Source organism: Streptomyces sp. DT224 (genome assembly GCF_049844595.1).
Lineage (GTDB): Bacteria > Actinomycetota > Actinomycetes > Streptomycetales > Streptomycetaceae > Streptomyces.
Genome location: NZ_JBNCLI010000010.1, coordinates 51388 through 70581, shown reverse-complemented (window position 1 = coordinate 70581; position 19194 = coordinate 51388). Strand labels below are relative to the sequence as shown.

Sequence of the window (19194 nt, the reverse complement as noted above, 5' to 3'; positions counted from 1 at the left end):
CGCGGTTCAGCCCGTGAGGAACGCGCCTTCGCGGCAGGCGCGACAGACGAAGACGTAGGCGAGCTGGCCGCCGAGGTTCATGGAGGTCTCCCGGGTGAGCCCCTCCTCCAGATGGGCCGCGAACTCCATCGTGCCGGAGCAGGAGGGGCACGCGGGCACCCGGTCGTCCTCCAGGTAGGAGGGACTGCCTCCGAGCGATCCGAGCACTTCCCGCTGCTTCCCGAACCGTTCGCCGGGTTCCCGCTTCCAGCCGGCGCGGCCGATGTCGTACGCGTCGGGATCGACGCCGTCGTCGCGGTCCTCCGGGTCGACCGTCACCACCTGTGTGCGGATGGCCGAGACGGCGGGCAGGAGCGTCAGCCCCGTCTCCGGCACGGCCACCGGCCGCAGGCCCTCACGGGGGAACAGGTGGACCCGGTTGGCGCTGGACCCGGCAGCCCAGAACTCGCACGCGCCGGGGTCGTTCTGGCACACGAACACCGACAGGACGCCGTCCTCGACGGGCAGGTGCGCGAAGAACTGCAACGGCCCTCCACAGCCGCACACGGGCCAGGTGAAGCCCGCGGGAGCCAGGGGCACGCCGCCGGTACGCGGAACGTCGGAGTCGGCCGCCGCGGTGCCGTCGTGGATCATCAGGGTCGTCTGCATCATGGTGAGAGGCTACGGGCGGCCACTGACAGAGGGAGCCGGCGCGGCTGCCTTCTCACACCGGCCGCCCGCCCGGTGTGCGACGAGCGTTACCGCCCATGATCGGCCGGTGGCACACCGGCGTAACCGCGCCTTCCTACCGTCGGAGCACGATCCGATTTCACGGAAGGTCTCCCCGGTGCCCCCACAGAGCTCGTCGGCCGACGCCACTCAGGTCCGTACGGTCTGCTCGTACTGCGGGGTGGGCTGCGGCATGGTCCTCGACATCGCGCCCGGGCCCGACGGAGGCCGTACGGTCCTCAAGGCGTCGGGCGACAAGGCCCACCCCGCCAACGCCGGGCGGCTCTGCACCAAGGGCGCGACCACCGCCGACATGCTCGCCGCGCCCGGCCGGCTGACCACCGCCCTGGTGCGGCCGGAGCGCGGCGCGGAGCCCGTGCCGGTGGGCGTGGACGAGGCGGTCGCGTCCACCGCGCGGCGGCTGCGGGCGGTCATCGACACGCACGGACCGGACGCCGTCGCCTTCTACGTGTCCGGGCAGCTGGGCCTGGAGGCGCAGTACCTCGCGAACAAGCTGGCCAAGGGGTTCGTCCGCACCAACCGCGTCGAGTCCAACTCGCGGCTGTGCATGGCGAGCGCGGGCAGCGGCTACAAGCTGTCGCTCGGCGCCGACGGGCCGCCCGGCTCCTACGACGACCTGGACCGCGCGGACGTCTTCCTCGTCATCGGCTCCAACATGGCCGACTGCCACCCGATCCTCTTCCTGCGCCTCCTGGACCGCGTCAAGGCGGGCGCCAAGCTGATCGTCGTGGACCCCCGGCGCACCGCCACCGCCGACAAGGCCGACCTCTTCCTGCGGATCAACCCCGGCACCGACCTGGCCCTCCTCAACGGCCTCCTGCACCTGCTCCACGCGAACGGGCACACCGACCCCGCGTTCATCGCCGCGCACACCGAGGGCTGGGAGGCGATGCCGGAGTTCCTCGCCGACTACCCGCCCGCCGAAGTCGCCCGGATCACCGGCATCCCGGAGGCCGACCTGCGCCTGGCCGCCCGGTGGATCGGCGAGGCGGGGGAGTGGACCAGCTGCTGGACCATGGGGCTCAACCAGTCCACTCACGGCACCTGGAACACCAACGCGCTGATCAACCTGCACCTGGCGACCGGCGCGATCTGCCGCCCCGGCAGCGGCCCGCTCTCGCTCACCGGCCAGCCCAACGCGATGGGCGGGCGCGAGATGGGCTACATGGGCCCCGGGCTGCCCGGTCAGCGCTCACTCCTGGACGACGAGGACCGCGCCTTCACCGAGAAGCTGTGGGGGCTCGACCCGGGCACCCTGCGCAAGGACGAGTGCGGCCGGGGGACGGTCGAGATGTTCGAGCGGATGGCGGCCGGTGACATCAAGGCGTGCTGGATCATCTGCACCAACCCCGTCGCCTCCGTCGCCAACCGCCGCACCGTCATCGAGGCCCTGGAGGCCGCCGAACTCGTCATCACCCAGGACGTGTTCGCCGACACCGAGACCAACGCCTACGCCGACGTCGTCCTGCCCGGCGCCCTGTGGAGCGAGACGGAGGGCGTACTCGTCAACAGCGAACGCAACCTCACCCTCGCCCGCCCGGCCGTCGAGCCACCCGGCGAAGCCCTCGCGGACTGGCGGATCATCGCCCGTGTCGCCTGCGCGATGGGGTACGAGGACGCCTTCACGTACGACAGCGCCGAGGAGGTCTTCGAGGAGATCAAGCGCGCCGCCAACCCCCGCACCGGCTACGACCTGCGGGGCGTGACGTACGAACGGCTGCGCACCGCCCCCGTCCAGTGGCCCGCGCCCACCGCCGACGGCCCGGACCGCAACCCCGTCCGCTATGTCACCCCGGACGGCGGCGGACCGGTCTTCCCGACGCCGACCGGACGCGCCCGCTTCTTCGCCCGCCCCCACGTCCCGGCGGCCGAGATGCCGGACGACGACTACCCCTTCCTGCTCAACACCGGCCGGGTCCAGCACCAGTGGCACACCCTCACCAAAACCGGCAAGGTCGCCAAGCTCAACCGGCTGAACCCCGGCCCGTTCGTGGAGGTGCACCCCGAGGACGCGGCACGCCTCGGGATCGCGGAGGGCGACGCGGTGGAGGTCGAGTCCCGGCGCGGGCGGGCCGTGCTGCCGGCCGTGGTCACCGACCGGGTGGCCCCGGGCTGCTGCTTCGCGCCCTTCCACTGGAACGACCTGTTCGGCGAGTACCTCAGCGTCAACGCGGTGACCGGCGACGCCGTGGACCCGGTCTCCTACCAGCCGGAGTTCAAGGTGTGCGCGGTGACGCTGACGAAGGTGGCGGCGGCGCCCGTGCCCGTCGTCGCGCCGATGGAAGCCGCGACCCCGCCCGCTCCGGAAACCGCCGCCGTCTTCGGCCTGGAGACCGCCCCGCCCCCGGTCCTCGCCGAGCACGAGCGCCAGTACCTCGTCGGGTTCCTCGCCGGGCTGCCCCTCGGCGCCCCCGGCGTCCCCGTCCTGCCGCCCGGCGCGCCCTTCAGCGCCGAGCACGCGCGCTGGGTCAACGGCGTCCTGGCCGGTATGTACTCGCGCACCGGGACGCCCGCCGACGCCCCCGCGCCCGCCCCCGCCGAGGCCCCCGGCCGCGAGGTCGTCGTGCTGTGGGCCTCGCAGACCGGCAACGCCGAGGAGTTCGCCGTCGCCACCGCCGACCGGCTCACCGCCACGGGCCACCGCACCCGGCTCCTCGGCATGGACCAGGCCGACCCGCGCGCCCTGCCGCCCGCCGCCGACCTCCTCCTGATCACCAGCACCTTCGGGGACGGCGACGCGCCCGACAACGGCACCGGGTTCTGGGAGGCCCTGACGGCGGCGGACCTCCCGCCCCTGGACGGCAGGCGGTACGCCGTACTGGCCTTCGGCGACTCCTCGTACGACGACTTCTGCGGGCACGGGCGGCGGCTCGACCGGCGCCTGGACGAGCTGGGAGCCGTCCGCCTCGCCCCGCGTACCGACTGCGAACCCGACTACGAACCGTCCGCGCTGGGCTGGCTCGACCAGGTCCTCGCCGGGCTCACCGCCCCGCCGGCCGAACCCGCTCCCGCGCCTCCGCCCGCCCCGGCGCCCGCCCCGGTCCGCACCCCGAGGCCCGCCCCCGTCACCGCCCGGCTGGCCGGCAACCGGCTGCTCGGGCTGCCCGGCTCCGGCAAGGAGGTCCGCCGGTTCACCTTCGACACCAGCGGCACCGGGACCGCGCTCGACTACGCGGCCGGCGACGCGCTTGGCGTCCACGCCGTCAACCATCCGGACCTGGTGGCCGAATGGCTCTCCGTCACCGGCCTGGACGCCGACGCCGAGATCGAGGTCGGCGGCCTCGGCGGACTCCGGCTCGGCGACGCGCTCCACACCCACCTGGACATCACCCGCCTCACCCCCGCCCTGCTCGGCTTCGTCACCGAACACACCGGAGACCGGGACCTGAAGAAGATGCTGCGGCCCGACAACAAGGGCGAGCTGGCCCGCTGGTCCTGGGGCCGCCAGGCCGTCGACGTCCTCGCCGAATACCCGGTCAAGGCCACCCCCGACGAGTGGGCCGGCATCCTCAAGCCGCTCCAGCCCCGCCTGTACTCGATATCGTCCAGCCCGCTCACCGACCCCGACCGCCTCTCCCTGACGGTCTCCGTCGTCCGCTACGAGAACACCCACGGCCGCCCGCGCGCCGGGGTCTGCTCGCCCTTCCTCGCGGACGCCGGCCCCGACACCCGCGTCCCGGTCTTCGTCCGCCGCGCCCCGCACTTCCGGCCACCGGCCCGCCCCGACGCACCGATGGTCATGGTCGGCCCCGGGACCGGCGTCGCCCCCTTCATCGGCTTCCTGGAGGAGCGCCGGGCCCGCCGCGACCCCGGCCCCAACTGGCTGTTCTTCGGAGAGCAGCACCGGGCCACCGACTTCTACTACGAGGAGGAGCTGACGTCCTTCCTCGCCGACGGGACCCTCACCCGCCTGGACACCGCCTTCTCGCGCGACCAGCGCGCCAAGGTCTACGTGCAGGACCGGATGCGCGAGCACGGCGCCAAACTGTGGTCCTGGCTGCGTGACGGCGCCCACTTCTACGTGTGCGGTGACGCGGCCCGGATGGCGAAGGACGTCGACCGGGCGCTGCGCGACATCGCCGTCGCCCACGGCGGGCTCGACCCGGAGGCCGCCGCCCTCTACGTGAAGCAGCTCGCCGCCGACAAGCGGTACCTCCGGGACGTCTACTGATCCCCGTTCAGAGCGCCACGAGCGTCACTTCGGTCGCCTTCACGCTGGTCCATACCGCCACCCCGTCCGCGAGGGACAGCTCGGCGGCGGCCTGCGGAGTGATCTCGGCGACCAGGTCCGGCGCGTGCTCCGAACCCACCAGCACCCGGAGACGGCTCCCGCCCGCCGTGATCTCGCGCACCGTTCCCGGCCACACGTTGCGCGGGCTCCCGCCGGGCTTCTCGCGGTGTACGGAGACGGCCTCGGGCGCGATGACCGCCAGCGCGGGCGCCCCGGGGGGCAGCGGGTCGGCAGCGACGAGGTGACCGCCGCCCGAGGGCTCCAGGCCGTCGGCGGTGGCGGTGCCGGGCCAGGCGTTGCGGCCCAGCATCCGGGCGACCCAGGGCGAGCGCGGGTGCCGGGTCACCTCGGCGGGCGGGGCGTCCTGGAGCGCACGGCCGTCCTCCAGGACGAGGACCCGGTCGGCGAGCGCGACGGCCTCCACGGGGTCGTGCGTCACGATGAGGCAGACGCCGCCGAACCCGTCGAGATGGCGGCGCAGGGTGTGCCGGACCCGGGACCGGGTCGTCTGGTCGAGCGCGGCGAGCGGTTCGTCCAGCAGCAGCAGGCGCGGACGGGCGGCCAGCGCGCGGGCCAGCGCGACGCGCTGGGCCTGGCCGCCGGAGACCTGGGCGGGGCGGCGCGCGGCCAGGTGCCCGACCCCGAGCCGGTCCAGCCACTCCTGGGCGGTGCGGCGGGCCTCGGCGCGCGGCACGCCCCGGGCGCGCAGCCCGTAAGCGGTGTTGGCGAGGGTGCTCAGGTGCGGGAACAGCGCGCCGTCCTGCGGGACCCAGGCGATGCCCCGGCGGTGGGCGGGCAGGGCGGTGACGTCGGTGCCGCCCAGGAGGATCCGGGCGTGGCCGCGCGGGGTGAGGCCGAGCAGGGCACGCAGCAGGGTCGTCTTGCCGGCGCCGTTCGGGCCGACGACGGCGATGGTGGTCCCGGCCTCCGCGTCGAGCGTCAGCTCGTCGAAGCCGGTGACCTCCGCGCGCAGGGACCAGAGTTCGCCGTCGGACGGCGCCGGGAGAGGCTGCTCGCGTACGGGTGCGGAGTCGTCGTCGCCGGCCTCCCGCCGCGTGCGCTCCGGCGGGGTGCCCGTCCACCGCCCCCGCAGCGCGAGGAGCACCGCCATGGCGATGACGAGCAGCAGCAGGGACACCGAGGTCGCGGCCTCCGGGTCGTCCTGGAGCAGCAGATAGACCTGGAGGGGCAGGGTCTGCGTGGTGCCGGGGAGGTTGCCCGCGAAGGTGATGGTCGCCCCGAACTCGCCGAGCGCCCGCGCCCAGGTCAGCGCCGCTCCGGCGGCCAGCCCGGGAGCGACCATCGGCAGGGTGACCGTGAAGAACACCCGGACCGGCGAAGCCCCCAGGGAGGCCGCGGTCTCCTCGTAACGGGGGCGCAGCCCGCCGAGCGCGCCCTCCAGGCTGATGACCAGGAACGGCATGGCGACGAAGGTCGCCGCGAGCACCGCGCCGGAGGTGTGGAACGGCAGCGTGATCCCGAACCAGTCCTCCAGCCACGGCCCCAGCAGCCCCCGGCGGCCGAAGCCGAGGAGCAGGGCGACCCCGCCGACCGTGGGCGGCAGCACCATCGGCAGCAGCACCAGCGAGCGGACGAAGACCTTGCCCGGGAAGTCGACCCGGGCCAGCAGCCACGCCAGCGGCACCCCCAGGACGAGGGAGAGGGCCAGCGCCCAGCCGGAGACGATCAGCGACAGCGTCAGCGCCCGGGTGGTGGACTCGCCGGTGAGGTGGGTGGCCAGCTCGCCCCACGAGGTCCGGGCCAGGATGCCGGCCAGCGGCAGCAGCAGGAACGCGACGGCCAGGAGCGCGGGCAGGGCCAGCACGAGCGGCGCGCGGCCACGGAGTCGGTTCATCGGCGTTCCTTGTCCACGCTACGGCTGCTGGAAGCCCGCACCGGTCAGGATCCTCCGTGCCTCGGGCGAGGACAGCCACTCTACGAACGCCTCGGCCGCCGCGCCGTGCTCGCTGGTCTTCAGCGTCGCCGCCGGGTACGAGGCGACGGCGTTCTGCTCGTCCGGGATGTCGACCGAGTCGACCTTGCCCGCGGCCGAGGCGACATCGGTCCGGTATACGAGCCCGGCGTCCGCCTCGCCGAGTTGGACCTTGCTGAGCACCGCGCGCACGTTGGGCTCCTGCGAGACCGGCTTCACGGTGATCTTCTGGGCGTCCAGGATCTGCTCGCTGTACCGGCCCACCGGCACCTCGGGCGCGGCGAGGACCACCTTCAGCCCGGTGTCCGCGAGGTCCCTGACGTTCCGGACCTGCTTCGGGTTGCCCTGGCCGGTGGCGATGACCAGGCGGTTCTTCGCGATGACCGTCGGGGTGCCGGTCTCCGGCCCCAGGCCGTCCATCGTCTTCGTGTCGGCGGTGACCAGCGCGTCGGCGGGGGCGCCCTGCCTGACCTGCGCGGCCAGCTCCTGCGACCCGGCGAAGGAGAACGTCACCTTCGTGCCCGGGTGCTCCTTCTCGTACGCCGCACCTGCCTCCTTGAACACGTCGGTGAGCGAGGACGCGGCGAGGACGGTGAGGTCGGCGGCGGTGTCCTCGGTGTCGTCGTTTCCGCCGCAGGCGGTGAGGGGCGTGAGCAGGCCGACGACGAGCGCCACGGCGGCGCGCCGCTGGGTGGAAGCAGGAGTCATGGAGAGCAGCATGTGCCAAAGAGTATGGGTGATCACATCGCATTTGCAGCTCTTCATGGGAAAACACGTGGCAGATGCGGTGCTCCCTGGAGGAAGCTCCCAGCCGCCTCCGGGCCGCCCGCGACCGGCCAGTAGAGTCGGGTGCGCCAGCCCCCGAGACCCGAGGTACCGTCCGTGACCCCCGAGCATCCCCGCCCGCCCGCAGTCACCGTGGTCGGGATCGGAGCCGACGGATGGGCCGGGCTCGCCGGACCGGCGCGCGCGGCACTGACGGACGCCCAGGTCCTCATCGGCGCCGGCCGGCAACTCGGCCTCCTGCCACCGGAGTGCGCGGGCACCCGCGTGCCCTGGCCCTCCCCCCTGCGCCCCGCAGTCCCCGGCCTGCTCGCCGCCCATGCGGGCCGCCGCATCGCCGTCCTGGCCAGCGGCGACCCCATGTTCTACGGAATCGGCCGGGCCCTCACCGAAGTCCTCGGCGCCGACCGGCTGCACGTCCTGCCGCACCCCTCGTCCGTCTCCTACGCCTGCGCCCGCGTCGGCTGGCCGCTGGAGGACACCGAGGTCGTCACCCTCGTCGGCCGCCCCGCCGCGCGGCTCGCCGCCGCCCTCCACGAAGGGCGCCGGCTCCTCGTCCTCAGCGCCGACGCCACCACCCCGGCCACGGTCGCCGCACTGCTGCGCGACCACGGCTTCGGGCCCAGCCGCATGCGGGTCCTGGAACAGCTCGGCGGCGAGGACGAGGCGTGCGCCGAGGGCACGGCGGACACCTGGGACCACCCGGCCGGGGACCCGCTCAACGTCGTCGCCGTCGAGTGCCGGGCCGCCCCGGGGACGCTGCGCCTCGGCGCCGTACCTGGCCTGCCGGACGAGGTGTACGCGCACGACGGGCAGTTGACAAAGCGTCACATCAGGGCAGCCACCCTCGGCGTGCTCGCCCCCGCCCCCGGCGAACTCCTCTGGGACATCGGCGGCGGCTCCGGCTCCATCGCCATCGAGTGGATGCGCGTCCACCCCTCCTGCCGGGCGGTCACCGTCGAGCGCGACCCCGTGCGCGCGGCGCGCATCGCGGAGAACGCCGACCGGCTCGGCGTGCCCGGCCTCCGCGTCGTCACCGGCCGCGCACCCGACTGCCTGGACCAACTCCCGCAGCCGGCCGCCGTGTTCATCGGCGGCGGCCTCACCGCACCCGGCCTGCTCGACACCTGCCTCGCCGCGCTTCCGCCCGGCGGCCGGCTGGTCGCCAACACGGTCACCCTGGAGTCCGAGGCGCTGCTCGCCGCCCAGCACAAGGCGCACGGCGGGGAGTTGGCACGCCTCGCCGTCGCGCACGCCGTGCCGGTCGGCACGTTCACCGGCTGGCGCCAGGCCATGCCCGTCACCCAGTGGTCCGTACGCAAGCCCACCACGGCCCCCGCACAATCCTCAGGAGACGACAGATGACCGTGTACTTCATCGGCGCGGGCCCCGGCGCCGCCGACCTGATCACGGTGCGCGGCGCGCGCACGCTCGCCGCCTGCCGGGTGTGCCTGTACGCGGGCAGCCTGGTGCCCCGCGAGCTCCTGGCCGAGTGCCCGGACGACGCCCGCCTGGTGGACACCGCGCAGCTCGACATCGACGCGATCACCGCCGAACTCGTCGCCGCGCACCGGGCCGGGCACGACGTGGCGCGACTGCACTCCGGCGACCCCTCGGTGTTCAGCGCGGTCAACGAGCAGATGCGGCGCCTGGACGAGGCGGGCGTGCCGTACGAGGTGGTCCCGGGCGTGCCCGCGTTCGCCGCCGCGGCGGCGGCCCTCAAGCGCGAGCTGACCGTGCCGACCGTGGGCCAGACCGTCATCCTGACCCGGATAGCCCAACGGGCCACCGCCATGCCCGAGGGCGAGGACCTGGCGACGCTCGGCCGCAGCGGCGCGCTGATCGTCCTGCACCTGGCCGCCCGTTACGTGGACCGCGTCGTCGAGGAACTGCTGCCCCACTACGGGGCCGACTGCCCGGCCGCCGTCGTCGCGATGGCCTCACGCCCCGACGAACTCGTCCTGCGCGGCACCCTGGACGACATCGCCGCACAGGTGAAGGCCGCGGGCGTCATCCGTACCGCCGTGATCATGGTCGGGCGCACCCTGGGCGCCGAGCAGTTCCACGACAGCCACCTCTACTCGCCCGCCCGCGACCGCCACACCTGCTGAGCCCCGCCCGGGCGGGTCAGCGTACGGAGCTGCGCCCCACCACCGCCCCCGCCCGGTCGACGCAGATCACGTCCACGGCCACCGGCGCGCCCCGCAGCACCGACAGCGCCTGGTCCCGCGCCGCCACGGCCACCAGCTCGCCCAGCGGCACCCCGCGCGCCTGGCACAGCTGAAGTGCGGCGAGCCCGGTGTTGGCGACGGCGATCTCGGCGGCCAGGGCCTCGTCGGCGCCGCCGCGCCGGGCGAGCTCCGCCAGGTACACCTTGTCGACCTGGGAGCGCCCCGAGTGCAGGTCCAGATGGCCGGCGGCGAGCTTCGACAGCTTGGCGAACCCGCCGCAGACGGTCAGCCGGTCCACCGGATGCCGGCGCACGTACTTGAGCACCGCGCCCGCGAAGTCGCCCATGTCCAGCAGCGCGATCTCCGGCAGCCCGTACTCGGCGACCACCGTCTTCTCCGAGGTGGACCCCGTGCACCCGGCGACATGGGTCTGCCCGGCCGCGCGCGCCACGTCCACGCCCCGGCGGATCGAGTCGATCCACGCCGAGCAGGAGTACGGCACCACGACCCCGGTCGTGCCCAGGATCGAGAGCCCGCCCAGGATGCCCAGGCGCGGGTTCCAGGTGGAGCGGGCGATCTCCTCGCCGTGGTCCACGCCGACCGTCACCTCGACGTCCCCGGACCCGCCGTGCGCCGCCGCGACCTCCGCGACGTGGTCCCGGATCATCTGGCGCGGCACCGGGTTCACCGCCGGTTCGCCGACCTCCAGCGGCAGCCCCGGCAGGGTCACCGTGCCCACGCCGGGCCCGGCCCGGAACACCACGCCCGAGCCCGGCGGGAGCGCCCGCACGCTCACCCGCACCAGGGCGCCGTGCGTCACGTCGGGGTCGTCGCCCGCGTCCTTCACCACGCCCGCCGTCGCCCGCCCGTCGCCCAGCTCCTCCACGGCCAGCGCGAACGCCGGGGTCTGGCCCCGGGGCAGCGTGATCGTCACCGGGTCCGGGAAGTCCCCGCTCAGCAGCGCCGTGTACGCGGCCGTCGCGGCGGCGGTCGCGCAGGCGCCGGTCGTCCAGCCGGGCCGCAGACCGGTGTGCTTGAGTTGGGCGCCGCGCCCGCCTTTCGCCTCACTCATGGATGGTCCCTGTGCACGTACTGATTCTGGGCGGGACGACGGAGGCCCGTCGGCTCGCCGAGCTCCTGGTGGCCGAGCTGCCCGCCGGGAGCAGGGTCACCAGCTCGCTCGCGGGCCGGGTCGCCCGGCCGAAGCTGCCGCCCGGGGAGGTCCGGGTCGGGGGCTTCGGCGGAGCCGACGGACTCGCGGACTGGCTCCGCTCGCACCGGGTGCACGCACTCATCGACGCCACCCATCCTTTCGCCGGGACGATCACCTTCAACGCGGCCGCCGCGGCCGCCGCCGCCCATGTTCCCCTGCTCATGCTGCGCCGGCCCGGCTGGGTGCCCGGGGACGGCGACGACTGGCACCCGGTCGGCTCCCTTGCCGAGGCGGCCGACGCCCTGCCCGCGCTGGGACGGCGCGTCTTCCTCACCACGGGCCGCATGGGACTCGCCGCCTTCGCGGGCCTGGACGACCTGTGGTTCCTGACGCGGTCCGTGGACGCCCCGGAACCGCCGTACCCGGCCCGGATGGAGACACTGCTCGACCGGGGCCCCTTCACCCTGGAAGGCGAGCGCGAGCTGATCCGCCGCCACCGCGTCGACGTCCTCGTCACCAAGGACAGCGGGGGCGCCGCGACCGCCCCCAAGCTGACCGCCGCCCGCGAGGCCGGCATCCCCGTGGTCGTCGTCCGCCGGCCGCCGGTCCCCGAGGGGGGCGCGGTGGCCGGCACCCCGGAAGAGGCCCTGGCCCGGCTGCACCGGATGACGGATCAGCCCTCCGGGTAGCGGCGCGGCGTCCACACGATCTGTGTGCCGTCCCCCCGTCGCCCCCACCGGGTCTGCGACGACCCGACGATCAGGATCGTGCGCATGTCCACCTCGGCCGGATCGAGGTCCGCCAGCCGCACGGTCCGTACGCTCTCGGACGGCCCGCCGACGTCCCGGCCGAGGACCACGGGCGTGTCCGGCGAGCGGTGTTCGAGGAGCAGGTCCCGCGCCTTGCCGACCTGCCAGGTCCGGCTCCGCGAACCCGGGTTGTACAGCGCGAGCACCAGGTCCGCCGAGGCGGCGGCGGACAGCCGGCGCGCCACGACCTCCCACGGTTTGAGCCGGTCCGACAGCGAGACCGTCGCGTAGTCGTGGCCCAGCGGCGCGCCCGCCCGGGCCGCCGCCGCGTTCGCCGCCGTCACTCCGGGCAGCACCCGCACCGGCACGTCCGCGTACTCCTCCTGCGACGCGACTTCGAGCACCGCCGTCGCCATGGCGAAGACCCCCGGGTCCCCGCCGGACACCACGGCGACCCGCCGCCCGCGCCGGGCCAGGTCGAGCGCGAACTCCGCCCGCTCCGACTCCACCTTGTTGTCCGAGCCGTGTCGTACCTGCCCCGGCCGGACCGGCACCCGGTCCAGGTACGTCGTGTAGCCGACCAGGTCGTCCGCCCCCGCCAGCGCCCCGCGCGTCTCGGGCGTCAGCCACAGCGGACCGGCCGGACCGGTGCCGACGACGGTCACCGCACCGTCGCCCGGGGCGCGTTCCGGGCGGGCGTCGATCCGGCTCGGCAGGACGGCGACCGCGAAGTACGGCACCGAACCGGCGTCCGTCTCCGCCAGCTCGCCCAGCCGCTCACCGGCCATCGTGGCGCGTTCCACATAGCGGGCCTCGGGCAGCCGGCCCGACGCCTCGAACGCGCGGCGCACGGCGGGGAAGGTGCGGCCCAGCTTCATCACCACGGCCGCGTCGGTCGCGGCCAGCCTGGCCGTCAGCTCCTCCTCGGGCAGGGTGCCGGGCAGGATCGTCAGGACCTCCTCGCCCTCCGCGAGCGGGGTCCCGAGCCGCGCTGCGGCCGCGCTGACCGAGGTCACCCCGGGGATCACCTCGGTCGGGTAGCGGTCGGCCAGCCGCTTGTGCATGTGCATGTACGAGCCGTAGAACATCGGGTCGCCCTCGGCGAGCACGGCGACCGTGCGCCCCGCTTCCAGGTGGACCGCGAGCCGGGCCGCCGCCTCGGTGTAGAAGTCCTCCATCGCGCCCCGGTAGCCGCCGGGATGGTCCGTGGTCTCCGTGGTGACCGGGTAGACCAGGGCTTCTTCGATGTGGTCGGCGCGCAGGTGCTTCGCCGCGATGGACCGGGCGATGGACCGGCCGTGCCGGGCGCTGTGGTAGGCCACGACGTCCGCCTCGGCGATGACCTCGACCGCGCGCAGGGTCATCAGGGCGGGGTCGCCGGGGCCGAGCCCGACGCCGTAGAGCCGTCCCGCCGGCCGCGCGCCCGGCTGTCCCGTCCGCTCCTCGCCCGGCTGTGCCGTCTGCTGCTCGCTCACGGTCAATCTTCCTCGCTGGCGATGGCGTTGAGCGCGGCGGCCGCGATGGCGCTGCCCCCGCGCCGGCCGCGCACGATGAGGTGGTCGAGGCCGGACGGATGGGCGGCCAGGGCGTCCTTGGACTCGGCGGCGCCGACGAACCCGACCGGGACACCGATGACGGCGGCGGGGCGCGGGGCCCCCTCCTCGATCATTTCGAGCAGCCGGAACAGGGCGGTCGGCGCGTTCCCGACGGCCACGACCGCCCCGTCGAGCCGGTCCCGCCACAGTTCGAGGGCGGCCGCCGAGCGGGTCGTGCCCAGCCCCGCCGCGAGCCCGGGCACCGCCGGGTCGGACAGGGTGCACACCACCTCGTTGTCCGCGGGCAGCCGCTTGCGGGTGACCCCGCTGGCGACCATCGCCACGTCGCACAGGATGGGCGCGCCGGCCCGCAGCGCCGCGCGGGCGCGGGCGACCGCGTCGGGCGTGTAGCCGAGGTCGCGTACGAGGTCGACCATCCCGCAGGCGTGGATCATCCGGACCGCGACCTGGCTCACGTCCGCGGGCAGCCCGGCGAGGTCCGCCTCCGCCCGGATGGTGGCGAAGGACTGGCGATAGATGGCCGGTCCGTCCTTCTCGTACTCGTACACAGTGGTGTCGCTCTCTTCTCAGGGCGGGGGTCGGACAGGAAAGGGTGGGGAGGAGATCAGGTGTGGGGGGCACGGGCCGCCGCCACGGCGGCGGCCGGCGCGGCGGGGTCGTCGGCGACGCGCACCGGGACCCCGCGCTCGCCGTCCCGCACGACGGACACCCGGTAGCCGCCGTCCGGGCAGGCGACGACGTCGACCCACGCACCGCGCGGGTGCCCGCACCGCCGCTCGCACCCGGACCAGTGGACGGGCAGGGCGCGGTCGGGCGATCCGGCCCGGGAAGCCGCCGCCGCGTCACCCCGCACATCGGCCCGGGACTTCGCGCACCCCGGCCGCCCGATGCACGCGGTCACCCCGGACCACGGCGAGCCGGGTCCGGTGACGAGACCCGCCGCCTCCAACGCATCGAGCGCCTCGGACGCCCGCCCCCGCCGGAGACCGGGCACGACGACTCCGCGCCACGGGGTGAGCCGCAGTTCGCCGGTGCCGTGGTCCCGGGCGAGGTCCGTCAGCGCCCGCCACCGGACCGCGTCCGCCCGCCCGAGGGGCAGCCCGACCGACAGCGCGTCGGTGCCGCCGGGCCCCGCCACCACCCCGAGCACCGGGGGAGTCCCACCCGGCACCGGTACGGTCGCGCGGGCCACGGGCAGCCCGGCCGCACCCAGCCGCCGTACCACCTCGTCGAGCAACGGCCCGGCGCCCCCGGGCAGGTCGCCCACCCGCCACGCGCCGGAACCGGAAGCGTCCGCCATGGACAGGAACACCGTCGCCGCCAGCAACGCGGCGCGCGGCGCCTCGTCACCCGGAATCCGCGCCACCGCCGCCGACGCCCCGATCCGCAGCTCCGCGTCCCCGTCCGCCCGCGCCCGCAGCGTCACATCCGCGCCCAGCGCGTCCACATCGCCCCGCCCGTCGTCCAGCGCGAACAGGAACCGGCCCGACAGGCCGGCCGCCTCCTCGCTCGCGCACACCAGCGCGTCCAGCGCGGACAGCCACGGGCGGAGATCGCGCTCGCCGCGACCGTCGAGCCCGGCCAGCGGAGAGGCCACCACGTTGCGGACCCGCTCATGCCGCGCGGAGGGCAAAAGTCCCCTTTCACGCATCCGGGAGGCCAGTTCGCCCCCGCACTCCGCGCCCAGGCCCCGCAGCTGCACATTGCCGCGCGAAGTGAGATGCAGCTCACCATCGCCCAGCTCCACGGCCAACTCCCGGAGCCCGTCCGCCTGGTCCGCGCTCAGCACCCCACCGGGCACCCGGACCCGTGCCAACGCCCCGTCGTCCGCCCGGTGCAGGCGCAGCGCACCGGGGCAGGCGTCGCCGCGGGACCGGAAACGGGCGTCGTCGGGCTGGGCGAAAGGGGGGGCTGGGGGAGGCATGGCGGCGAGCATACCGACCATCTCATCCGATCCGTATGACCCGTCGGGCTCCCCGGCCCGTACTATGCCTGCGGGGCCCGTCTTCGCGGACGGACCCCGGCGGACCTCCGGGTCCGCCGTCGCCACAGACGGCGACAGGGGAGGAAGCCCGGTGCGATTCCGGCGCGGTCCCGCCACTGTGAGCCCGGCCCCACCAGGCCGGGCGAGTCAGGAACTCCCTTCCCCGCACGTTCGGCAGGTCCGAGCAGGGGAACCCGACACCGCCCGGGGCGTGGACACCCCGAGGAAGGCCAGACGCCGCATGATCCTGCTCCTGTCGACGTCCGACACCGACCTGCTCAGCGCCCGCGCCTCCGACGGACCGGTCCGCTACCGGTACGCGAACCCCTCCCGCCTCCCGCTCCAGGACCTGCCCGCCCTCCTGGACGGCACCGACCTCGTCGTCGTACGCCTCCTCGGCGGCATCCGCGCCTGGCAGGAGGGCCTCGACCACCTGCTCGCCACCGGCCGCCCCGTCGTCGTCCTCACCGGCGAACAGGCCCCCGACGCCCAGCTGATGGCCGCGTCCACCGTGCCCATCGGGATCGCCGCCGAGGCCCACGCCTACCTCGCGCACGGCGGCCCCGCCAACCTGGACCAGCTCGCCCGGTTCCTCTCCGACACCGTCCTGCTCACCGGCCACGGCTTCGAACCGCCCGCCGCCGCACCGTCCTGGGGCCCGCTGGAGCGCACACCCCGGGCGGCCGGGGACGGCGCCCCCACGGTGGCCGTGCTCTACTACCGCGCCCACCACATGAGCGGCAACACCGCGTTCATCGAGACCCTGTGCCGGGCCGTCGAGGCCCAGGGTGCCCGCGCCCTCCCGCTGTACGTCGCCTCGCTGCGCAGTCCGGAACCCGAGCTCATCGAGACCCTGCGCGGCGCCGACGCGATCGTCACCACCGTCCTCGCGGCCGGCGGCACCCGGCCCGCCGAGGCGTCGGCCGGCGGCGACGACGAGTCCTGGGACGCGGGCGCGCTCACCGCGCTCGACGTGCCGATCCTCCAGGCGCTCTGCCTCACCGGCTCCCGTACCGACTGGGAGGGCAACGACGAGGGCGTCTCCCCGCTCGACGCCGCCAGCCAGATCGCCGTGCCCGAGTTCGACGGCCGCCTGATCACCGTCCCGTTCTCCTTCAAGGAGATCGACGAGGACGGCCTGCCCGCCTACGTCGCCGACGACGAACGCGCCGCCCGGGTGGCCGGCATCGCCGTACGGCACGCCCGGCTGCGCCACATCCCGAACGCCGAGAAGCGCGTCGCGCTCGTGCTGTCCGCGTACCCGACCAAGCACTCCCGTATCGGCAACGCCGTCGGGCTCGACACCCCGGCCAGCGCGGTCGCCCTGCTGCGCCGACTGCGCGAGGAGGGCTACGACTTCGGTACGGAGGAGGTCCCCGGCCTCGCCTCCGGCGACGGCGACGAGCTGATCTACGCCCTCATCGAGGCGGGCGGCCACGACCAGGCATGGCTCACCGAGGAACAGCTCGCCCGCAACCCGGTCCGCATCCCCGCCGCCGACTACCGCCGCTGGTACGCCACCCTCCCCGCCGAACTCCGCGAGGCCGTCGAGGAGCACTGGGGCCCGCCGCCCGGCGAGATGTTCGTGGACCGCTCCCGCAACCCGGAGGGCGACATCGTCCTCGCCGCCCTGCGCCGGGGCAACCTGCTCATCCTCATCCAGCCGCCGCGCGGCTTCGGCGAGAACCCGATCGCGATCTACCACGACCCGGACCTGCCGCCGTCGCACCACTACCTGGCCGCCTACCGCTGGATCGCCGCCCGCGCCGACGACAACGGCTTCGGCGCCGACGCGATGGTCCACCTCGGCAAGCACGGCAACCTGGAATGGCTCCCCGGCAAGAACGCGGGCCTGTCCGCCGCCTGCGGCCCGGACGCGGCGCTCGGCGACCTCCCGCTGGTCTACCCGTTCCTCGTCAACGACCCGGGCGAGGGCACCCAGGCCAAGCGCCGGGCACACGCCACGCTCGTGGACCACCTCGTCCCGCCGATGGCCCGGGCCGACAGCTACGGGGACATCGCCCGCCTCGAACAACTCCTGGACGAGCACGCCCAGATCGCCGCCATGGACCCGGCCAAGCTGCCGGCCGTCCGCGCCCAGATCTGGACCCTGATCCAGGCCGCGAAGCTCGACCACGACCTGGGCGTCGAGGACCGCCCGGAGGACGAGGGCTTCGACGACTTCATCATGCATCTCGACGGCTGGCTCTGCGAGATCAAGGATGTCCAGATCCGCGACGGCCTCCACGTCCTGGGCGCCGCGCCGACCGGGGCCGCCCGCGTCAACCTGATCCTGGCCATCCTCCGGGCCCGCCAGATCTGGGGCGGCACGACGTCCCTGCCGGGCCTGCGCGAGGCGTTGGGCCTGGACGAGTCGTCGCCGAACCGCACGGACGCGGACGCGGTGGAGGAGGAGGCGCGGGCCCTGGTCCAGGCGATGGAGGACGCGGGCTGGGAGCGCTCGGCCGTGGCTGCGGTCGCCACATCCGTTGCCGGTTCGTCGGCACGGGGCTCCGCCCCGGACCCCGCTGCTCAACCGCCGCAGGGGCTTGACTCCGTCGCCGCCATCCTCGACTTCGCCGCCCAGGAGGTCGCCCCCCGCCTGGCCGGGACCACAGAAGAACTGGACCACTGCGTCCACGCCCTGAACGGCGGATTCGTCCCCGCGGGCCCCTCCGGCTCACCCCTCCGCGGACTCGTCAACGTCCTCCCCACCGGCCGCAACTTCTACTCCGTGGACCCCAAGGCCGTCCCCTCCCGGCTCGCCTGGGAGACCGGCCAGGCCCTCGCCGACTCACTCCTCACCCGCTACCGCGCGGACAACGGCGACTGGCCGGTGTCCGTCGGCCTCTCCCTCTGGGGCACGAGCGCCATGCGCACCGCCGGCGACGACGTCGCCGAGGCGTTCGCCCTGCTCGGCATCCGCCCGGTCTGGGACGACGCCTCCCGGCGCGTCACCGGACTGGAGGCGATCCCGGCCGAGGAGCTCGGCCGTCCCCGCATCGACGTCACCCTCCGCATCAGCGGCTTCTTCCGCGACGCGTTCCCGCACACCATCGGCCTCCTGGACGACGCCGTGCGCCTGGCCGCCTCACTGGACGAACCCGCCGAGCTCAACCACGTACGGGCGCACACCCAGGCCGACCTGGCCGAGCACGGGGACGAGCGCCGGGCCACCACCCGTATCTTCGGCTCGCGCCCCGGCACGTACGGCGCCGGGCTGCTCCAGCTCATCGACTCCCGCGACTGGCGCACCGACGCCGACCTCGCCGAGGTCTACACGACGTGGGGCGGCTACGCCTACGGCCGCGACCTGGACGGCTGCCCGGCCCGGGAGGAGATGGAGACCGCGTACAAGCGCATCGCGGTCGCCGCGAAGAACACCGACACCCGCGAGCACGACATCGCGGACTCCGACGACTACTTCCAGTACCACGGGGGAATGGTCGCCACGGTCCGCGCGCTGAGGGGCACCGCCCCGGAGGCGTACATCGGGGACTCGACCCGCCCCGAGACGGTCCGCACGCGCACGCTCACCGAGGAGACCTCCCGCGTCTTCCGCGCCCGCGTCGTCAACCCCAAGTGGATCGAGGCGATGCGCCGCCACGGCTACAAGGGAGCCTTCGAGCTGGCCGCGACCGTCGACTACCTCTTCGGCTACGACGCCACGACGGGCGTGGTCGCGGACTGGATGTACGACAAGCTGACCGAGACCTACGTCCTGGACCCGGCCAACCGCGCCTTCCTCGAACAGGCCAACCCGTGGGCCCTGCACGGCATCGCGGAACGCCTCCTGGAAGCGGAGTCGCGCGGCATGTGGGCCAAGCCCGACCCGGCGGTGCTCGAAGCGCTGCGCCAGGTGTTCCTGGAGACGGAAGGAAACCTGGAGGGCGAGGAGTAGAGCG

12 protein-coding genes and 1 riboswitch are annotated in these 19194 nt (G+C 74.6%); of the genes, 5 read left to right on the top strand and 7 right to left on the bottom strand.

The genetic code is table 11. The features are described 5' to 3' along the window. Positions 1-6 precede the first annotated feature (6 nt). Positions 7-651, bottom strand: a complete 645-nt coding sequence (locus ACLQ2N_RS24790) for a hypothetical protein (protein WP_425816346.1) — start codon at positions 649-651, stop codon at positions 7-9. 175 nt (positions 652-826) lie between these two features. On the opposite strand from ACLQ2N_RS24790, the gene ACLQ2N_RS24785 reads away from it, so the two are divergent. Next, positions 827-4900 carry a molybdopterin-dependent oxidoreductase gene (locus tag ACLQ2N_RS24785; protein ID WP_425816345.1) on the top strand — a complete coding sequence of 1358 codons (4074 nt, stop codon included), beginning with the start codon at positions 827-829 and terminating at the stop codon, positions 4898-4900. A gap of 7 nt (positions 4901-4907) precedes the next feature. Here ACLQ2N_RS24785 and ACLQ2N_RS24780 read toward each other — a convergent pair whose 3' ends face one another. After that, positions 4908-6815: an ABC transporter permease gene (locus tag ACLQ2N_RS24780; RefSeq protein WP_425816344.1), complete on the bottom strand. Its 1908-nt coding sequence runs from the start codon at positions 6813-6815 to the stop codon at positions 4908-4910. Between the two features lie 18 nt (positions 6816-6833). Further along, positions 6834-7601, bottom strand: coding sequence for a molybdate ABC transporter substrate-binding protein (modA, locus tag ACLQ2N_RS24775; protein ID WP_425816343.1), 768 nt, complete (start codon positions 7599-7601; stop codon positions 6834-6836). Between the two features lie 174 nt (positions 7602-7775). Here modA and cbiE point away from each other — a divergent pair, with 174 nt between their 5' ends. Then, complete coding sequence (gene cbiE, locus ACLQ2N_RS24770; RefSeq protein ID WP_425816342.1) at positions 7776-9041, top strand: precorrin-6y C5,15-methyltransferase (decarboxylating) subunit CbiE; 1266 nt, start codon at positions 7776-7778, stop codon at positions 9039-9041. Further along, complete coding sequence (gene cobM, locus ACLQ2N_RS24765) at positions 9038-9787, top strand: precorrin-4 C(11)-methyltransferase (RefSeq protein WP_164399711.1); 750 nt, start codon at positions 9038-9040, stop codon at positions 9785-9787. The genes cbiE and cobM overlap by 4 nt, the downstream gene beginning before the upstream one ends. 16 nt (positions 9788-9803) lie before the next feature. Here cobM and ACLQ2N_RS24760 read toward each other — a convergent pair whose 3' ends face one another. Further along, complete coding sequence (locus ACLQ2N_RS24760) at positions 9804-10919, bottom strand: cobalt-precorrin-5B (C(1))-methyltransferase (protein ID WP_425816341.1); 1116 nt, start codon at positions 10917-10919, stop codon at positions 9804-9806. A gap of 11 nt (positions 10920-10930) precedes the next feature. Here ACLQ2N_RS24760 and ACLQ2N_RS24755 point away from each other — a divergent pair, with 11 nt between their 5' ends. Further along, a complete protein-coding gene (locus tag ACLQ2N_RS24755) occupies positions 10931-11689 on the top strand; it encodes a cobalt-precorrin-6A reductase (RefSeq protein ID WP_425816340.1) in 759 nt (252 codons plus the stop codon). Here the strand turns inward: ACLQ2N_RS24755 and ACLQ2N_RS24750 are convergent. Genes ACLQ2N_RS24750 through cobG form a run of 3 tightly spaced genes read right to left on the bottom strand, consistent with a single transcriptional unit; the run spans position 11674 to position 15241 of the window. Continuing rightward, positions 11674-13230, bottom strand: coding sequence for a precorrin-2 C(20)-methyltransferase (locus ACLQ2N_RS24750; protein WP_425816339.1), 1557 nt, complete (start codon positions 13228-13230; stop codon positions 11674-11676). The genes ACLQ2N_RS24755 and ACLQ2N_RS24750 overlap by 16 nt on opposite strands. Beyond that, positions 13227-13853 carry a precorrin-8X methylmutase gene (locus ACLQ2N_RS24745; RefSeq protein WP_425816338.1) on the bottom strand — a complete coding sequence of 209 codons (627 nt, stop codon included), beginning with the start codon at positions 13851-13853 and terminating at the stop codon, positions 13227-13229. Before ACLQ2N_RS24745 ends, ACLQ2N_RS24750 begins: the two co-directional genes overlap by 4 nt. A gap of 56 nt (positions 13854-13909) precedes the next feature. Next, on the bottom strand, positions 13910-15241 hold the full coding sequence (gene cobG, locus ACLQ2N_RS24740) for a precorrin-3B synthase (RefSeq protein WP_425816574.1): 1332 nt from the start codon (positions 15239-15241) through the stop codon (positions 13910-13912). 128 nt (positions 15242-15369) lie between these two features. After that, positions 15370-15446: riboswitch (cobalamin riboswitch) on the top strand. 84 nt (positions 15447-15530) lie between these two features. Between cobG and cobN the strand changes: the two genes are divergently transcribed. Then, on the top strand, positions 15531-19190 hold the full coding sequence (cobN, locus tag ACLQ2N_RS24735) for a cobaltochelatase subunit CobN (protein WP_425816337.1): 3660 nt from the start codon (positions 15531-15533) through the stop codon (positions 19188-19190). Positions 19191-19194 lie beyond the last annotated feature (4 nt).